A 16918-nucleotide genomic window follows, 5' to 3' on the forward strand; every position below is an offset into this window, starting at 1 on the left:
TCCGGTGAGGGGGCGCGGCGGTCAGCCCGCGCGCTCCCACTTCTCCATCTTGCGATAGATCGTCGACGGACTGACCCCGAGTGTGCGGGCGGCCTGAACGATGTTGCCGTCCATCGCCGCCAGCCGCGCCTCGATTGCGGCGCGTTCTATCGCATCGAGGGTGGTGGACGTATCCGCGCCCATATTCTCTGCCATGCCGAGCGTTGCCGATGCCGGCGGCAGGGCCGCAGCGCCATCATGTTTCTGCTGGCTGTCCGGGCTGGGAGATGTCGCAAGAGCCGCCGGGCGCGGCGCCGCTGTTCCAGCTGCCGGATGCACCACCAGTTCCGGCCCGTCGCCCATCACGATCGCTCGGCGAATGGTATTCTGCAATTCGCGCACATTGCCGGGCCAGCCATGCTCCGCCAGCGCCGCTTCGCTGGCGGGCGCGATGCGTTCGATTTCCCGCCCCTCCTCGCGAGAGAAACGCTCGACGAAGCGGCGAGCGATCAGCACGATGTCGTCGCCCCGCTCCCGCAGCGCCGGCAGTTCCAGCGGGATGACGTTGAGCCGGTAATAGAGGTCTTCGCGGAAACGCCCTTCCGCGACTTCCAGCGCCGGATTGCGATTGGTCGCGCAGATGACACGCACATCCACGGGCTCCGTGGTGCTCGTTCCGACCCGCTGGATCATCCCGGTTTGCAGGAACCGCAGCAGCTTGACCTGCAATTTGAGTTCCATCTCGCAAATCTCGTCGAGGAACAGCGTGCCCCCGTCCGCAGCCTTTGCCGCGCCGACGCGGTTCTCCAGCGCACCGGTGAAGGCGCCCTTCACATGGCCGAACAGCTCGGACTCCAGAAGGTTTTCCGGGATTGCACCGCAATTGATGGCGATGAACGGTTTCTTCGCCCGGCGTCCGGACAGGTGGATGGCCTCAGCCGCCACTTCCTTGCCGCTGCCGCTTTCGCCGGTGATGAACACGGCGGCCTTGGAATCGCCGATATTCTCGATCGCGCGGTAGATTGCCTGCATAACCGGGGACGCGCCGATAAATCCGTGGAAGCTGTCGCGCGTGCGGGCGGAGCGGACGGCCTTGACCTCCCGCGCCAGCTGGTGCCGTTCCGCACCGTTGCGCACGGTGGTCAGCAGGCGCTCCGCTGCGACCGGCTTCACCAGGAAATCATAGGCCCCGACGCGCATCGCCTCGACCGCGCGGCCCAGCGAGCCGTCGGCCGTCACCACGATGACGCTGGTTTCCTGCAGCCGCGCCTGGTGCGCCTTGAACAGGTCAAGCCCGTTGGCGTCGGGCAATTGCAGGTCGAGCAGAACCACGTCGAACCGCGCGCCGGTCAACTGCGCCTCCGCCTCGGCCCCGGTCTGGGCCAGTTCCACCTCGTGCCCCGCTTCCGACAATTGCGCGGCATAGCTCATGGCGAGCGATGCGCTGTCCTCGACGATCAGGATACGTGCTGCGTTCATGCGGCGGCCTTTTCTTCGCCGACGATCCTGAAGCTGGCGCTGGAGGGATCGGCATCCGTGATCCATACGGGCCGCCGCGGGTCGCCGTAATGCTTCAGGCAGCCGCGGATCAGGCCGTGCGCGATATGGGCGAGCGGACGGTGCGAACTGTAATGCACCTGAAGGGCGCCATCCTCTGCGTAACTGGTACTGACCTGCGGCGGTTTCGCATCGGGATAAAGCACCACGACCTCTTCATGGATATGCGATCCCACGTGTTCCAGCATGGACTCAGCACTCGGATAGCGTCCCACGATGTCGGGATAGAGGACCACGAAGCGTCCGAACAGCCATTCGCCATAGGCATCGCACAGACTTTCCGCCGGCGTGCCGCTCAATTCGCTGGCCGTGCCGACCATTTTCAGGGCGTAGGCCGCCGGATAGGTCCCGATCCGCGTAAAGGCACCGTCATTCGGCAGGTCCGACCGGGCAAGGACGGTCTCGGCAAACTCCAGTCCGCCGACCTCCTCCATAAACCCGATGAGCTCGGCAAAGATGATACCTTTCATGGACGTCCTTTCAATTCGCGACGCCTTATTGATGCAAGATGCATGCCACCGTAAACCCGATGGAAACCCTGATTTTACCGCCAAATCTGACGCATAATGCGAAAATGTTTTCATTTTGCAAAAATAAGCCCTTGCATTTTGCGAGCAGCGGGTAGGCAAAATGCGAAATCCCAATGTTTTCAACGAGGCTGCCGGTTTGGCACGGGTCTTGAACAGGAGGGGCACACAGAAACCTGACCGGATTATGTTCGATGCGCCGTTCCCCCTTCACCGCTCCGCTCGCCAGCCTTGCCGCCGCTTCCATGACGCTGGGCGGATGCGCTGCCGGACCGGCCCCTGCCAACCTGTCACAGGCGCGCTGGGCGCCGGGACAGGACGCGGGCGGCACCGTCCATCCGCAGGGCGAGTGGGCCGCGCCGGACGCAGCATCCGCGCAGGCCTCCTGCACCAATGCCCCCCTCCCCTCCGTTCCCGGTGCCCTTCGGGTCGCACCAGGTGAGCTGGGAACGGCGACCCTCCGGCTTGCTCCGGGCGATCGACTGCTGGTCGAGATCCTGGGCGACCCCGACGCGCTGAGCGGCACCTATGCCATCGGCGCGGACGGCATGGTCGCCCTCGGGTCCATCGATCCTGTCGATGCGCTCGGAGCAACGCCGGAGCGGTTTGCACATGATCTGAAATCCGCCCTCGTCGCTGCCGGGCTGGTTCGCCCGTTGAGGAATGCGGTTCGCGTCAGGCTGGCGGAGGCAGGCGGGGTTTCCGTCCATGTCGCCGGTGCGGTCTTCAACAGCGGGGCCGTGCGTCCGGGCGAGCGAACACCCGAAAGCCGCATCGGCCAGAAGGAAGGCGAGGCATCGGGCGATGCCAATGCCGCACGCATGCTCTCCACCGCACTGCGCGCGGCAGGCGGGCTGCGTCCCGATGCCGATGCGCGCGGCGTCATTCTGGTGCGGGGGGATCGCTATGCCATCTTCGACATGGCCGGGCTGATGACCGGCCACGGTGCAAACGACCCGGTGCTGGCATCCGGCGACCGGATCATCGTGCCCGAAACCGGCTGCTTCGACGAGGCACTGGTACGCCCCGGTCCGCTGACCCAGCCCGGCATCAAGGTGTTCATGTCCAACCTGACCCGCAGCGCGAACAACAATGCAGGCGCGGCCATCAACGAGAAGACCGGCAGCCTGCCTTATGGCACGCGGATGCTGCAAGGGCTGGTCGCGATGAACTGCGTCGGCGGCACGAAGATGCAGGCCGGGCGCCGCGCGATCCTGATCAGCCGCAACCCTGCCAATGGCCAGTCCGTCGTGATCGAGCGCAAGATCGAACAGCTCGTGCGCAGCGCGGACCGCGACACCGTCGATCCCTACCTGATGCCGGGCGACGCGCTGGCCTGTTACGACAGCAAGTGGACCAATTTCCGCGAAGCGCTGGGCATGGTGTCCGATGTCGCAGGCAGCATCACGCCGGCCATCATCCTGCAGCAGGCGATCGACTGATGAACATGATGACCGCCCTGGGCCCGCAGGAGGAGGCCACGGATAGCGCAGTCACGCCGCCCCGGCGACTGGTCCGCGCCGCACGCTGGCTGCGCGACGGCCTGCCTTCCGTCGGGCGCTATCGCCGCTATATCGCGGCCCTCGCCTTCCCGCTTGCCGCGATCTGGGGCCTGGCGCTGGCAGTGCTGGCGTTTGCCCCCGATCGCTACGACAGCACGATGACGCTCATCCTGCCGGGCAGCGGCGTCGGCGGGTCTATCAACCTTGAATCCATCGGCCAGGCCAGCAGCAGCACCAATTCCGCTTTCGCCAGCTCGACGCTCAGCCCGACGGAGAATTACAAGCGCCTGCTGATGTCCGACAGGGTGACCGGAAAAGCCGCCCGCGCGCTGGGCGAGGAACCTGCCGCTTTCCCCCAGCCCTCGATCAAGCTGGTCGACCAGACCAACCTCATCGCCGTGCAGATGCCGGGCGCAACCCCGGAACAGGCCCGCGCGCGAACGGAGGCGGTGCGCACCGCGTTTCTCGACGCGCTGGATGCGCTGCGCAGCGACGAGTTCGCCACGCGCGAGGATGCGGACCAGGCGCGCATTGCCGAGCTGGACGCGAAGGTCGCGCAGGCGCAGCAAAAGCTGCTGGCATTCCAGGGCCGCACGGGGCTGGTCTCGCTCGACCAGTTCGCCAGTCGCATCTCCACGCTCGACACGCTGAAGGACCGGGAACGGATGGCCCGCGTGTCCGCTCGCCAATCGGCCGCGATGTCCGGCCGCCTTGCCGCGACGCTGGGGGTTTCCACCGGCACGGCGAATCGCGCGCTGCGCCTGCAATCCGATCCTGTCTTCACCGGCCTACTGGAACGGTATGCCGACATCGCCACCGAGAACGCCGAACAGGGCGCGACATTGGGTCCAGCCCATGCACGGATGGAAGAGCTGCAAGCGGAGAAGTCCGAATTGCTCGGCGAACTGGCGCGGCGCGGCAACACGCTGGCCGGGCTGAACCGCGCGACGGTCATGAAGTTCGCCGATCTCGCCGTGTCCGGAAACCGGGCCGCCCTGTTCGAGACCCTGATGACGCGCGACAGCGACGGAGCGGGATCGAAGGCAGCGTTAAGCGAAATCCGCCGCCAGATCGGGGAACAATCCGCCCAGAAAGGCACGATGGTTCGCCACGCGGCCGAGCTGACGGAACTGACCCGGGAACTGCGCGTGGCAGAAGCGGTCTTCAGTTCCGCCCTTGCTCGGCTCGATACCAACAAGTCCGATCCCTACGCCTCCTATCCGCTGGTGCAGACGCTGGAAGTTCCCTCGCTGCCCCGCGCAAAGGCATCCCCGCAGCCCCTACTCGTCTTGGGCGGCGCAGCGGGCGCGACCTTCCTCCTCCTGACCGGGTTCCTGCTGTTATGGCTGCGCCAGCCGATTATCCGCAAACTCCTGCCGAACGCCTGATCTCGCTCACGATACGGTCCACCTGGCTGCTATGGCTGGTCGGCGGACTGTATATTGCGGGGCCGGCACTCGGCTGGGTGCTGGCGGCGATGGCGGCGTGGGCGCTCTATACCGCGCCGGCGCGGCCCGAAGGACAGCGCGCACAGGCACCCGGCGGTGCCGCCCTGCTCTGGCTGGCGGGCATGGCCGCGATGCTGGTCATCCTGTGGATGGGACATGCGACCCATGCGCTGGGTATGGCCGCGACGGTGAAATCCTCGATCGGCTGGGCGAAGGGCTGGGCCCATGCTGGGCCTGCCGCAGACGCTGTGGGTATCGCCCCTGAGCATCATCGGCGGCTCGGGCCCGGAATATTTCGCCACCACGCTCTACACCATAGAACCGGGCGTCGGCACGGCGCGCTGGCAGTTCTTTGCGCCGTGGTCGCCCGCTGCCGGGATGGTCGCCGTGCTGAATGTCATCCTCGCCTTGCAGGAAAGTAAGCGGGGACTGCGCGCCGCCGGGATTGCCGGATGGATCCTGGTCGCCCTGCTGTCGCAGTCGCGCCTTGCTTTGGTCGCACTGCTGGCCATCCTGCCGGTCCTGTGGGCGATGCGCCATGCTGCGCGGCCATGGCTCTGGCTTGCAGCGGTTCCCGCCATGCTGTGTGCCGGTATCTTCGGCGGCGCCCTGATCGAATGGGCCGCTCAGGTGATGGACCAGTTGCAGGGCGCCCGCGCCGACAGCACGCGGGTGCGTGCGGCGCTGGGCCGGATCGCCGTCGAACGCTGGCAGAACGAGGCACCGTGGTTCGGCCATGGCGTGGTCGAGGCCGGGCCGCATCTGGTCGAATACATGCCCATCGGCAGCCATCACAGCTGGTACGGCCTGCTGTTCGTCAAGGGGCTGACGGGCGCGCTCGCCCTTGCCGTTCCCCTGGCGGTGACCGCAGCCGTGCTGGGCAAGGCTGCCCTTGAAAGCGCCGCCGGCCGCTGCGGTTTCGGCCTCGTACTGGCAATGGTGCTCTACAGCTTTGGCGAGAACCTGGAGATGCTGGCCTATCTGTGCTGGCCCGCCTGGCTCGCCATCGGGGTGGCACTCGCATCCTCTTCGGATAACGGTCAGACAAAGGCCTGAGACGTCAGCGTCCGGTCAGAAGGTCCACCCATCCGGCGATGACGCCTGCGCGAATGCCGCGGGCTTCCTCCCTTGCGGCCATGCCCATGTCGGCAAGCGGCATCGCGCGGAACCGATCGATGGCCGCACCGATCGACTGCGCATCGTGCATGGGGGCGGACAGGCCGCCCTGCCCCACCTGCTCGGGCAGGCCGCCCACATCGGCGACGAGGATGGGCCGGGCGGCGAGCCGCGCCTCAGTCGCGACGAGACCGTAAGATTCCGAGAAGGACGGCACGATCACGGCGTCGACCCGGGCGAGGAACGCGGCAACGTCTTCTACCTGGCCCGCCAGCGCGACATTGGAATGGGGAGCAGCGGCGCGCGCCAGCTCCCCCTCCAGCGGACCCGATCCGCCGAGCAGCAGGGAACAGCTATCCGGGTACGCACCGACAGCCTCTATCAGCGCGGCGAAATTCTTGACTTCGGAAAAGCGGCCATAGGCGCCGAAGCGGAGCGGTACATCGGGGGAGCCGCGCACTGCTGGCGGCTCCAGCTCCAGCAGCGCGTCACGCCCGCTCCAGGGATAGATCGTTCGTGCCTTCGCTGCGCCGATCCTGCTCGCCGCCACCAGCCAGCGGCGCTGTGCGTTCGACACGCACACGATTTCGTCGACCAGCCTTGCATGGGCGCGCAGCATGGCGCGGAACCGGGGGAGCGAGCGCACCTCCCGGCGCTCGAACGCGTCGGTATAGGTGTGCTCCACATGGACGATACGGGCGTGCCTGTTGCGCGCCCGTAGGCCGGCATGGAACGCCAGCCCCCGCCATGACGGCGGAAAATGGGTCACGATAATTTCTGCATCGAGCGCCGGGGCGACCAGCGAGCCGGGCTTCATGGCATGAACGGAGCTGTCCGCGATAGCAGACAGCTCCGGCTCTTCGAACACGCCCAGCGCCCGCGTCACCCCGCCCATGGCGAAATCGTCGAGCAAATGGGCGATACGGATCATGCGCTCCCTCTCATGCGGGGCCAGCTGCGCCCCGCAGGTGCCGCGCCATCAGCGACGTGAAGGCACGGCGTCCCAGCATGGTGCCTGCAGCAACGGCCGCCAGCGTGGCGAGTGTCTTCTTCGGTTCGCGCGTGGCAATGTGCCAGTCGTTCTTCAGCGCATTACGCAGCAGATCGCGGGCAAAGGCAATATCGCCCAACTGGACCGCCCGCCGCGCGAGATACCGCAGCTGGAACGCGCGCGCCTGTGCCCCGTGCTTCTCGACGAATTCGGGGGCGAGCGAGGACAGCTTCTGCACCATGTATTGCCAACTGACATACTGGTTCACGATATTGGCCGACAAGGCGCCGCCGACGATGCGATAATCGGTCAGCATCCCCTCGATCCCTTCGAACGCAATGCCATGCTGGACCGCGCAGCGGGTCCAGAACTCGATGTCTTCCGACTGGCGGAAACGTTCGTCGAACCAGCAGAGGCGATCAGGCTCGCCGGGCGTGGAAAAGGCGGCGAGATCGATGGCCGACATCCGCATGACCGCAGCGCTGCCATTGCCGACCGGGTTGCGGCAGAAGATATCGGCCGGGGTGATGCCGGTCAGCTTGGGCCGCATGGCGACGCTCATGACCGCGCCTTCGTGGTCGATCATGCGCGACCCGGCAAAGCTGATGCCGATATGCGGATTGGCCGACAGGTGGACGAAGTGCATCAGCAGCTTGTCGGGATGGAAGACATCGTCGGAATCGAGCAGCGCCACGAAGGGGGAGCGGACCGCGGCGATGCCGGTATTGCGCGCGCCCGGCAGGCCGCGATTGCGCTGGCTGATGATCCGGATACGCGGATCGTCGTAACTGCGACAGATCTCCATCGATCCATCTGTCCCGCCATCGTCGACGATGATCAGCTCGAAATCCTCGAACGTCTGGGCCAGCACGGACTCGATGGCCTGCGCGACATATTTCTCGACATTGTAGACCGGCATGACGACCGACATGCGGGGGGCGGACACGATGGTGGCGGTGGGAATTCCGGTGGGGATGGCGGTGATCATGGCAGGGTCCTTCCGGTGAAAAGCGGGTTGGGATCGGGGTTCAGGCAAAAACACGGCGGCGCAGGCCGCCCGGCATGGCGAGAGCGGCGACGGCGGACACCAGCGTCAGCACGCCGCGGCGGCGATCGGCGAGGAAGCGCGCGGCATCGCTGCGCAGGCCCATCGCGGCGTAGCCCAGCGCTTCGCGTGCGGGGCCCCCGGTCCTGAGCGCGCGACGGGCGAGGTAGCGGCAATAGACCGCCTCTGCCGCCCGCAGGTCCACCTGCGCGGCATAGGGTGCGGCAAGAGCGCGCCAGCCATCGTGCATGGCGGCAAGGTTGGCGGAGAGGCCGTCCGCGCTCATCCGGTAATTGACGAGGTGGCGGTCAATGCCGTGCAGGCCATGTCCGGCAGCCACCAGGCGGGCGATAAATTCCTGGTCCTCTGCATGGTGCATCCCTTCGCGAAAGCCGCCAATGGCTTCGAACGCCGTGCGGCGGACCAGCAGGTTGGAGGAGGAACAGACGGGATTTTCCGCGATCACGCTGTCCAGCGTGTTCGCACCGGCGGTGACCGTGCTGAAAACCTGCGGGACCAGCCGCTTGCCCGGCTGCGCCTCGCAGAAGGCGATCCTGCCGAAGCTGGCATCGATGCGCGGGCCTGCAGCATGCAGCTCTGCATGGGCCGACAGCTTGTCCCCTTCCCACGTATCGTCCGCATCGAGGAAGGCGAGGAATGTCCCGCGCGCCAGCGAAGCGCCCAGATTGCGCGCGGCCGAGACTCCGGAATTGGACTGCGAGACAAAGCGAATGCAGTCGTGCCGGCAGGCCAGCGCCCGCAGGACGGATAGGCTTTCATCCGTCGAGCCGTCGTCGACCAGCACGATCTCGAAATCCCGGCAGTCCTGCGCCAGCACGCTGGCAATGGTGGCCTCGATCGTGGCGGCGGCATTGTAGACCGGGATGACGACGGAGAAGGCGGGCGCTTTGCAGGTCATGGTCAGGCTTCCTTTCGGGCGGGGTGAAGGGTTTGGCGGCGCGGCAGGAGTGACCGCGCCGCCGCGGGGAAGAGGACGAGGGCGAGCCCGGCGGCATATCCGGCGCACGCGGCGAAGAGGGACAGCTGCGCGCCGATGGCGAGACCGCCGAGCGCCGCACCGGTGGCCGCAGCCGACAGCGCTGCCTCGCGGCCCGGCTTGCCGCCTGCGCGCAGATGGGCACCGATGGCCGCCGCCAGGAACAGGGGTATCGCGGCAAGGGAAAGCAGCGCGACGTAGTGGGCAGCCTCAGCCCACTGCTCGCCGAAGACGAGCGGGACGTAGAACGGCGCGGCCACGGCCTGGAACAGCGCGAAGGGAACGATGCAGGCGAGACCGGCGAGCGTGGCTGCGCGCATCCTTGCAGAACGCTCGCCCGCATCGCCTTCGGCTGCGAGATTGGGGAACAGGACAATACCGAATGCGGTGACCAGCGACTGCGCGATGCCGAGCCCGGCGCCAAAGGCGAAGTAGTAAATGCCCAGCGCCTTCACCCCCAGAACCGCACCGATCACCAGCTTGTCCGCCTGGCCGCGCAGGGCGATCATCGCTTCGCTGCCGAACACGCCCACGAAGAAGGTGCGGAACTGCGCGGCAGGCGCCGGGGCGACATCGCGGCGCGGCTTCCAGGGGCGGGCGCGGCGTGCGAGGACGGTCCACAGCGGCGCAGTCAGCAGCTTGGGCAGGACGATGGCCCATGCCGACGGCCAGATGACGACGAGCGCCATGGTCAGCAGGTGATCGGCAATCGCCTGCGTCGCGGCAATACGCGCAGTCGTAGCCAACCTGCGCTCGCGCGCGCCAGGTGTATCTGCACCAGCCCGGCGGGCATGAAGGAATAGACGCCGGCCAGCACGGCCAGCATCGTGCCTGCCTCGCGGTGGCCGAAGATGACAGCCAGTATGCCTGCAACGCCCAGCTGGAAAAGCGCGACCCCCGCGCACAGCAGGATGAAGAGCCGAAGCGCGGTGCGGCAGATTGCCTCCAGCTCCGCGTCGTGAGCGACGATGATCCGCTGGCCGATCCCGACATTGGCGAGCACCCGGACGAGTTCGAACAGGGACAGGGCCAGCGCCGCCGTTCCCAGCATCGCCGCATCCGTGTGACGCGCGATGACCAGGATGGCGAGCAGGCGAACGACCCGGTTGGCGAGTTCCGCCGAAGCATACCCCGCCACCCCGCGCAGGATCGGCTGCAGGCCCGGCGGCACGGTGAGGCTGCGAATTGCAAAGGGATAAGGGCGAGGTTGCATGGTCATGCGGCCCTCGTTTCAATTTGCGTGCCAATTCGCTGGATTGCAGGAAATGCGCGGTTTCTTCGTCCGATCCATGCAGTGCTACCGAAGAGAGGATCGCAAATTTCGCATTTTGGGAAGAGGTGAGGAGTGTTTTCCCGCTTTGCGTCTCGCAATTTGCGAAAACGCTGTCGCGAACGGTTTGGCGATCAGGTCAAAGGGGCAAAAAGCGACGTAATTAGAACGATTTAGGCAATCTGGCACAGCCGATGCTGTGTGACGGGCTCAACGCAAACGGAGCCCAGCTCATGAAATTCGATCCCGCCCTCGGCACCGCCAACCTTTATCCCGAACATGGCCTCGCTGCCCGTCTTGCCCGGGGCGGCGAGCACCGGACGACCGACCTTTTCGGCTTGCCCATCGCCTGCCGCACGCGCAGCGCCATGGCGCAGGGCATCGTCGCCGCCGCCTCTGCCGGACAGCGCCTGACCGTCAGTTTCGCCAATGCGCATTGCATCAATGTCGCCCAGCGCGATGCCGGCTACCGCCGCGCGCTGGAGGCAAGCGACATGATCCTGCCCGATGGCAGCGGCATGCGGATCGCGGCAAGGCTTGCCGGGCGCAGCTTCGACGACAATCTGAACGGCACCGACCTTTTTCCCGAGATCTGCAAGCGCGCGAGCGAGACGGGCGATCCCATCTTCCTCCTCGGCGGACGTCCGGGCATCGCCATGCGCGCCGGGGCCACGATGGTATCGGCCAATCAGGGCCTGCGCATCGCCGGGACGGCCGATGGTTATTTCCGGGCTGCGGAAGAAGATGCCCTGATCGAACGGATCAAAGCATCGGGCGCACGGATCCTGTTCGTCGGGTTCGGCGTGCCGCTACAGGAAAAATGGATCGAACGCCTGCGCAGCCGGATCGACGTGCCGGTCGTCCTCGCCGTGGGCGGCCTGTTCGATTACTATTCCGGCCGCATCGCCCGCGCCCCCGCCCTCGTCCGTGCGGTGGGCTGCGAATGGGCGTGGCGCCTCGCCATGGAGCCGCGCCGCCTCGCCAGCCGCTATCTCGTCGGCAATGCAATCTTCATGGGACACGCCCTGCGCCATGCCCTGAATGTCCGCCACGTGGGAGACGCCGTATTCGCGGCAACCAAGCGCTGCGTCGATGCCGTCGTCGCCGCGCTCGCCCTGGCAATGCTTGCACCGCTCTTCCTTCTCGCCATGCTGGCCATCAAGCTGGAAGACCGTGGTCCCGTCTTCTTCCGCCAGATGCGGATCGGCGAAAACGGCCGCCCCTTTGCCATGCTCAAGCTGCGCAGCATGTATGTCGATGCAGAAGCGCGCCGGGCAGCGCTGGTGAGCCAGTCGGACCGATCCGGCATCTGCTTCAAGATCGCCCGCGACCCCCGCATCACGCGTGTCGGACGCATCCTGCGGCGATTCTCGTTCGACGAGCTGCCGCAGCTTATCAACGTGCTGCGCGGCGATATGTCGCTGGTCGGGCCGCGTCCGGCTTTGGCGAGCGAAGTCGCTGCCTATCGCCCCAACGCCTATCGCCGCCTGCGCGGAAAGCCGGGCCTGACCTGCATCTGGCAGGTTTCGGGACGGGCCGACATTCCCTTCGATCGGCAGCTGACGATGGATGTCGCCTATCTGCGCCGCCGTAGCCTGATGGCCGACCTTGCCCTGCTGGCACGCACCGTCCCCGCCGTGCTGGGCGGACGCGGGGCCTACTGAGCCGGAAAAGCGAAACCGGAATGCGCGTGCTCGCCGGTCATCACTGGCCGGCGACCACCAGCGCATAAGCCTCGTCACAGGCGGCCAGCGTTTCCTGCAGCGCCTCGGCAAGGTCGTCCGCACCGTCGTCCGCCCGGCCGGGCGAACTGCCGGACAATTGCGCCCGGAACGCCTCGATCGCGGAAAGCAGCCGGATCGCGCCGACATTCCCGGCGACGCCCTTCAGCGCATGGGCCTGCCGGTCTGCGGCCTCGCCATCGCCGCCGCGCATGGCAGCTTCCAGCTTCTCGCCGTAGGATAGCAGATCGCTCTTCACCGCTTCGAGGAAACGCTCTCCGAAATGGGCAGGAAGCGCCTCGAACGCGGCGCGGAACCGCACCAGGTCGAAGGGCGGTTGCCCTGCCCGCCCTTGCGATGCCGCGGCGAGCGCCGTCGCCAGCGCCGCGCGGATCTCGCCCTGCTTCACCGGTTTCGACAGGCACGCGGACATTCCCGCCGCCAGCAGGCGGTCGCGCTCTTCCTGCAGGCTGTGTGCGGTAATGCCGATGACCGGTGTGCGCGAAACGTCCCCCTCCATCGACCGGATGGTGCGGACGGCTGTTTCGCCGTCCATGACCGGCATCTGCACATCCATCAGCACGGCGTCGAATGCCTCGCGGCGCACAAGGTCCACGGCTTCGGCACCATTGGTCACGGTCTGCACCGTGCAGCCCAGCTTCTCCAGCAGGGCAGCGATAATCTGCCGATTGCTCTCGGTATCCTCGGCCAGCAGGACGGAGGGTGCGTCCCCGTCGCCGGTGCGAAGCGTGGCTGCCTCGCCCCCGTCGCCATCGGCCGCGACCGGCAGCGGGAGTGAGATTTACAGCCGCTCTCCATCGACCTTCGCTTGTCCGCCCATGGCCCGGGCAAGTTCCACGGCCCGGCGGAACTGGGGATCGAGCGCGGGATCGCTCCCCCTTGCAACTTCATATCCGATACGCGCGGACTGCAATGTCAGATCGAGCCCACCGGCCCACCCCGCGGCCAGCAGCGCGTCATGCCCTTCGCCCGCTGCAAAGCCGCACAGATTGTCGACCAGTTCGCGCAGCCGCACGGCATCGCCGATGACGCGGACTGGCAGCTCGCGCGCGATCTCCCAGCTGATCGTATAGTCCTGCCCGTCGCCGGCTTCGTCCCAGAAGAGGCGGCTTTGTTCGAACAGGCGCGCGAGCGACAGGGGCGCATCGAACAGGGTCGTTGAATCGGAACCGCCCTGCGCTTCGGCCAAGGCATCTTCCACCAGCGCGCCGATCCGCTCCAGCGAATGTTCGGCGAGGTGCAGGATACGTTGCTGCGCCTCGTCCTCGGCCCGCCCGTCGAGCAGGTCGATCAGGCCGGACAGCGCCGCCAGGGGCGTGCGGAACTGATGGGCCATGGTCGACAGGAAGCGGGTGCGGACGGCCAGCGCGTCCTCCGCGCGGGTTCTTTCAACCTCCAGGTCCTGCGTTACGCGGTCCAGCTCCTTCACCCGCCGTTCCGCACGCAATTGCAGCATCCGCACGGTCCGCTCGTTCTGGCGGATTTCGGTAATGTCACGCACCGAGCCATAGATACCGCGAGCCGTGCGGCCCTTCCCGGTAGAGCGGCGCATATGCCAGCGTAGCCAGCGCGTCCCCGTCTCCGGATGGACGATGCGATGGTCGAATTCATAGTCGATGTCGGGCGGCAGTTCGGAATAGAAACGCTTGGTTTCCGCCATCATACGCCGAGCATCGAGCGGGTGGATGCGGGCAACCACATCCTCCGGCGTCATCTGCCTGTCCGGCGGATAGCCGAAGATATGGCTGAGCTGGACAGAGCTGGTGAAAGGCTCCCTCGGACCGCCGTGGATCGTGGCGAAACCGCCGGTGCGCTGGGCGCTCACCAATTGCTGGTTCTGCAGTTCCAGCCGGCGAACGAGCTCTTCCTCGCTCTTGCGCAATTCGCGGTTGGCGCTGTCGAGTTCCCGCATCCGGCCTTCTAGCGCACGCTCCGCCTCGGCCAGGGCCTTTTCCGCGCGCGCCAGCTTGCGCTGGAGTATCTCGGCCATCCGCTCCGGCGACGGCGTGCCGGACGTGTCGATCTTCATCTAGCTGTCCTCCAGCGCCCGCGCGATCATGTCTGAATCGGGCACGCCGCCAAGCTTGATGACCCGCGCCCCGGTATGACCGGGACCGGGCGCTGCCCCGTCGAGGCAGATGACAATGTCGGGATCGTGTCCGTCATCCCCCTCGCCCAAGACCCGGCAGCCCAGTTCCTCCAGCGCAGCCTCCGCCGCCAGCCGCGCAATGGCGCTGCCCCCGGCAATCGCCGCCGTCAGCCCGGTGCCCGGAAGCCTTGCGGTGCCGCGCCGGTCGCGCCGTGCGGGCAGGTCGAGTATGAAAGTGCTGCCCTCGCCCTCCACGCTCGTCACATCGACATCCCCGCCCATCGCGCGGGCATAAGTCCGGCAGATGGACAGCCCGAGCCCGGTGCCGCCGAAACGCCGCTCTGTCGAGGCATCGACCTGTTCGAACGGCGTGAACAGGGCATCCAGCCTGTCTTCCGGTATTCCGATGCCGGTATCGGTAACGGACAGGCGCAGGCGCACGTCGTCACCATCCACCGGCACGATCTCGCACGCCAGGCGCACTTCGCCGCTGGCGGTGAACTTGATGGCATTGGACAGGAAATTGGCGAGGATCTGCTGGATCCGCGCCTCGTCCCCCAGCAATATCTCGCGCGGCCCCGGCTCAAGCGCCAGGCCGACGCCCTTGCGCCGCGCCAATGGTTCGAAGAGCTCGCCCGCCCGGCGGACCATTTCGGCCGTATCGAACGGTCGCTCCTCCAGCTGGACAGCATTGCTTTCGGCCCGCGCCGTTCGCAGCACATCGTCCAGCACGCGCATCAGCGCCTCTGCCGAATTCTCGATCGTGGCCAGCGCCCGGTCGCGTGCGCGCGCCGAATTGTCCTGCCGGACCTGTTCCAGCATTCCCAGGATACCGGTCATCGGCGTGCGGATTTCATGGCTCACCGTCGCGAGCAGGATCTTGCGGTTTTCCGCCGCATTGCGGGCATCGTCCCGCGCTGCGAGCAAGGCGTCCTCGGCAGCTTTCTGCTGACTGATATCGCGCGCGATATAGGCAAAGCCGGTCAGCTTGCCCGCATTGTCGGTAATCGCCTCGATGGCTTCTTCGGCCCAGAAGACGCGGCCCTGTCCGTCGCGCAGTTCGTTGGAGCGCGAGACCCGGCCTTCCTGCGCCACCTGTGCCAGCAGTTCGCGCGCCATGAGCGTGGCTGCCGCACTGCCTGCCTGGCCTCCTCGGCCGCCCTCCGGCTCCCCGACCTGTGCCCACACCTGCGCGAGACCGAGATCGCTCGATGCGTCCCAGCCATAGACCTGCGTCGCGGCGCGGTTGGCCCGCGTGATCCGCCCTTCCGCATCCAGCAGCAGGACTGCGTGCTCTTCCAGCGAATCGACCAGCAAATCGAAGGATTGCGTCAGCCGCAGGCGTTCCCGGGTCACACGGCTTTCCATGTCGTCGAAGGCACGGTCGAGCCGGGCGATCTCGTCGCCTTCGCCATCCGCCGGTCCCGCGGCATCGCGGTCGGCAAAGGCAATGGCATCGGCCCGTCCGGCAAGACGCTCCAGCGGTGACGCGATGCGCGTGCGTACGAACCAGATGACCAGCAGCGCGAAAATGGCGGTCGTCGCCAACCCCGCCATCAATACGGGCCGGGCCGAGGCGAAGGCGGCATCGCGCACGCTGGCGGCAGGCGTTGCGGAGATGACGTACCAGTCGGGGCGCTGCAGCCGTTCGGCCGAGATATAGAGATCGGCGCCTTGAACGAAGGCGGCCTCGCTGCCCTCCTCCAGCTGCGAAATTGTCTGCCAGATCGCCGCCAGTTCCTTTTCCCGCGTTGCGGTCAGGTCCAGGAATTTGCCGGTGCGCGCGCTCGATTGCAGGGTGTAACGCGGATGGAGGATGAGCTGCCCGTCGGCGGTCGCGATAATTCGTTCGACATCGGCGCGCGACGCCGCGATCCCTTCCTCGAACAGCGAATCGAGCACGACGCTCGTCCCGAACGCACCCAGCTGCCGCCCGCCGGTTCGCACCGGGGTCATGCAGCCGGTCGTCCATGTCGTGCGGCTTTCGTCGTAGAGGATTGGCTGCAGGCTGGTGCAGCGCATGGCCCCTTCGGGATTGCTGCCCGGCTGGACGATCCGGGTGAATTCCTCGTCCTGGAAATCGAGCGAGGGCGGTGCATCGCGGCGATAGAATTCCAGCCTGTCGGACCGGCCCGGCGCGTACATCACGAGATCGTTGTCGGGTGAGAAGAAATAGAGGTTGTCGACACTGCGCCGCGGCAGGCCATCCGCCATTCCGGCAATGGTGGCAAAAGCCGCGCCCAGGGTCTGGCGGCGTCCCCCGTCCAGCGCGCTGTCCGAAATGAAAGCGCCGAAGCCGCGGACCGGGCCGCGCGAAGTCGTCGTACCGTTCCACAGCGCATCTGCACTGCGCCGGGTTCCGTCGGCCGCCTGCGGCATGACGCGGTCGAACTCGGCAGCCGCTATGCCGCCGCCTGCAAGTTCCCGCTCGATCCGGTCGATGGCGGACCGCTGGGCAGCCTCGATCTCGGCAAAGCGCGATTGCAATTCGCGGCCCGCCAGCGTGCGATCTTCCCTCAGTGCAGAAAGCGCGGAGCCGATCTCGCGGCTGCGCGCCTCGTCATAGGCGACCCATGTCGAAATGCCGAACAACAACAGGCCGATCGGCAAGATGATCGCAAGCGCCCGTGTGCTGAGATGGCCGAAACGCAAGAC

14 protein-coding genes are annotated in these 16918 nt (G+C 66.7%); 4 read left to right on the forward strand and 10 right to left on the reverse strand.

Annotated features, from left to right (window positions below; genetic code table 11):
* Positions 1-21: 21 nt before the first annotated feature.
* Both ACGHJ7_RS09490 and ACGHJ7_RS09495 read right to left on the reverse strand, forming a co-directional pair.
* The gene (locus ACGHJ7_RS09490) at positions 22-1458 is read right to left on the reverse strand and encodes a sigma-54-dependent transcriptional regulator (RefSeq protein ID WP_390476705.1); all 1437 of its coding nucleotides are present in this window, start codon (positions 1456-1458) and stop codon (positions 22-24) included.
* The gene (locus tag ACGHJ7_RS09495; protein ID WP_390476707.1) at positions 1455-2006 is read right to left on the reverse strand and encodes a heme NO-binding domain-containing protein; all 552 of its coding nucleotides are present in this window, start codon (positions 2004-2006) and stop codon (positions 1455-1457) included. The genes ACGHJ7_RS09490 and ACGHJ7_RS09495 overlap by 4 nt, the downstream gene beginning before the upstream one ends.
* Positions 2007-2257: 251 nt before the next feature.
* On the opposite strand from ACGHJ7_RS09495, the gene ACGHJ7_RS09500 reads away from it, so the two are divergent.
* The 3 genes from ACGHJ7_RS09500 (at position 2258) to ACGHJ7_RS09510 (ending at position 6069) form a co-directional block, all read left to right on the forward strand.
* Positions 2258-3505 (forward strand): polysaccharide biosynthesis/export family protein, encoded by a 1248-nt coding sequence (locus ACGHJ7_RS09500; protein WP_390476709.1) that lies wholly within the window; start codon positions 2258-2260, stop codon positions 3503-3505.
* Entirely contained in the window at positions 3505-4953 is a 1449-nt protein-coding gene (locus tag ACGHJ7_RS09505; RefSeq protein WP_390476710.1) for a GumC family protein, read from the forward strand. Before ACGHJ7_RS09500 ends, ACGHJ7_RS09505 begins: the two co-directional genes overlap by 1 nt.
* Positions 4954-5238: 285 nt before the next feature.
* Positions 5239-6069 (forward strand): O-antigen ligase family protein, encoded by an 831-nt coding sequence (locus tag ACGHJ7_RS09510; RefSeq protein WP_390476713.1) that lies wholly within the window; start codon positions 5239-5241, stop codon positions 6067-6069.
* A 4-nt stretch (positions 6070-6073) separates the two neighbouring features.
* Here ACGHJ7_RS09510 and ACGHJ7_RS09515 read toward each other — a convergent pair whose 3' ends face one another.
* The 5 genes from ACGHJ7_RS09515 to ACGHJ7_RS09535 are packed head-to-tail and all read right to left on the reverse strand — an operon-like array spanning position 6074 to position 10381.
* Positions 6074-7060: a glycosyltransferase family 4 protein gene (locus ACGHJ7_RS09515; RefSeq protein WP_390476716.1), complete on the reverse strand. Its 987-nt coding sequence runs from the start codon at positions 7058-7060 to the stop codon at positions 6074-6076.
* Positions 7061-7070: 10 nt separating this feature from the next.
* The gene (locus tag ACGHJ7_RS09520; protein WP_390476719.1) at positions 7071-8108 is read right to left on the reverse strand and encodes a glycosyltransferase family 2 protein; all 1038 of its coding nucleotides are present in this window, start codon (positions 8106-8108) and stop codon (positions 7071-7073) included.
* 40 nt (positions 8109-8148) lie between these two features.
* Positions 8149-9084: a glycosyltransferase family 2 protein gene (locus ACGHJ7_RS09525; protein ID WP_390476722.1), complete on the reverse strand. Its 936-nt coding sequence runs from the start codon at positions 9082-9084 to the stop codon at positions 8149-8151.
* Positions 9085-9086: 2 nt separating this feature from the next.
* The gene (locus ACGHJ7_RS09530; protein WP_390476724.1) at positions 9087-9908 is read right to left on the reverse strand and encodes an oligosaccharide flippase family protein; all 822 of its coding nucleotides are present in this window, start codon (positions 9906-9908) and stop codon (positions 9087-9089) included.
* Positions 9854-10381, reverse strand: coding sequence for a hypothetical protein (locus tag ACGHJ7_RS09535; RefSeq protein WP_390476727.1), 528 nt, complete (start codon positions 10379-10381; stop codon positions 9854-9856). The genes ACGHJ7_RS09530 and ACGHJ7_RS09535 overlap by 55 nt, the downstream gene beginning before the upstream one ends.
* A gap of 284 nt (positions 10382-10665) precedes the next feature.
* On the opposite strand from ACGHJ7_RS09535, the gene ACGHJ7_RS09540 reads away from it, so the two are divergent.
* Complete coding sequence (locus ACGHJ7_RS09540) at positions 10666-12096, forward strand: WecB/TagA/CpsF family glycosyltransferase (protein WP_390476730.1); 1431 nt, start codon at positions 10666-10668, stop codon at positions 12094-12096.
* Positions 12097-12136: 40 nt separating this feature from the next.
* Here ACGHJ7_RS09540 and ACGHJ7_RS09545 read toward each other — a convergent pair whose 3' ends face one another.
* The 3 genes from ACGHJ7_RS09545 to ACGHJ7_RS09555 are packed head-to-tail and all read right to left on the reverse strand — an operon-like array spanning position 12137 to position 16915.
* The gene (locus ACGHJ7_RS09545; protein WP_390476913.1) at positions 12137-12955 is read right to left on the reverse strand and encodes a response regulator; all 819 of its coding nucleotides are present in this window, start codon (positions 12953-12955) and stop codon (positions 12137-12139) included.
* Entirely contained in the window at positions 12956-14203 is a 1248-nt protein-coding gene (locus ACGHJ7_RS09550; RefSeq protein ID WP_390476732.1) for a histidine kinase dimerization/phospho-acceptor domain-containing protein, read from the reverse strand.
* Entirely contained in the window at positions 14204-16915 is a 2712-nt protein-coding gene (locus ACGHJ7_RS09555) for an ATP-binding protein (protein ID WP_390476734.1), read from the reverse strand.
* Positions 16916-16918: the final 3 nt, after the last annotated feature.

It is taken from the genome of Altererythrobacter sp. MTPC7, assembly GCF_042851395.1.
Classification (GTDB): domain Bacteria; phylum Pseudomonadota; class Alphaproteobacteria; order Sphingomonadales; family Sphingomonadaceae; genus CAJXSN01.

Coding starts and splice junctions, on each gene's coding strand:
- ACGHJ7_RS09520 (WP_390476719.1), bottom strand. CDS start 8,108: ATGATCACCGCCATCCCCACCGGAATTCCCACCGCCACCATCGTGTCC.
- ACGHJ7_RS09495 (WP_390476707.1), bottom strand. CDS start 2,006: ATGAAAGGTATCATCTTTGCCGAGCTCATCGGGTTTATGGAGGAGGTC.
- ACGHJ7_RS09540 (WP_390476730.1), top strand. CDS start 10,666: ATGAAATTCGATCCCGCCCTCGGCACCGCCAACCTTTATCCCGAACAT.
- ACGHJ7_RS09490 (WP_390476705.1), bottom strand. CDS start 1,458: ATGAACGCAGCACGTATCCTGATCGTCGAGGACAGCGCATCGCTCGCC.
- ACGHJ7_RS09525 (WP_390476722.1), bottom strand. CDS start 9,084: ATGACCTGCAAAGCGCCCGCCTTCTCCGTCGTCATCCCGGTCTACAAT.
- ACGHJ7_RS09505 (WP_390476710.1), top strand. CDS start 3,505: ATGAACATGATGACCGCCCTGGGCCCGCAGGAGGAGGCCACGGATAGC.
- ACGHJ7_RS09515 (WP_390476716.1), bottom strand. CDS start 7,060: ATGATCCGTATCGCCCATTTGCTCGACGATTTCGCCATGGGCGGGGTG.
- ACGHJ7_RS09550 (WP_390476732.1), bottom strand. CDS start 14,203: ATGAAGATCGACACGTCCGGCACGCCGTCGCCGGAGCGGATGGCCGAG.
- ACGHJ7_RS09500 (WP_390476709.1), top strand. CDS start 2,258: ATGCGCCGTTCCCCCTTCACCGCTCCGCTCGCCAGCCTTGCCGCCGCT.
- ACGHJ7_RS09510 (WP_390476713.1), top strand. CDS start 5,239: ATGCTGGGCCTGCCGCAGACGCTGTGGGTATCGCCCCTGAGCATCATC.
- ACGHJ7_RS09535 (WP_390476727.1), bottom strand. CDS start 10,381: ATGACCATGCAACCTCGCCCTTATCCCTTTGCAATTCGCAGCCTCACC.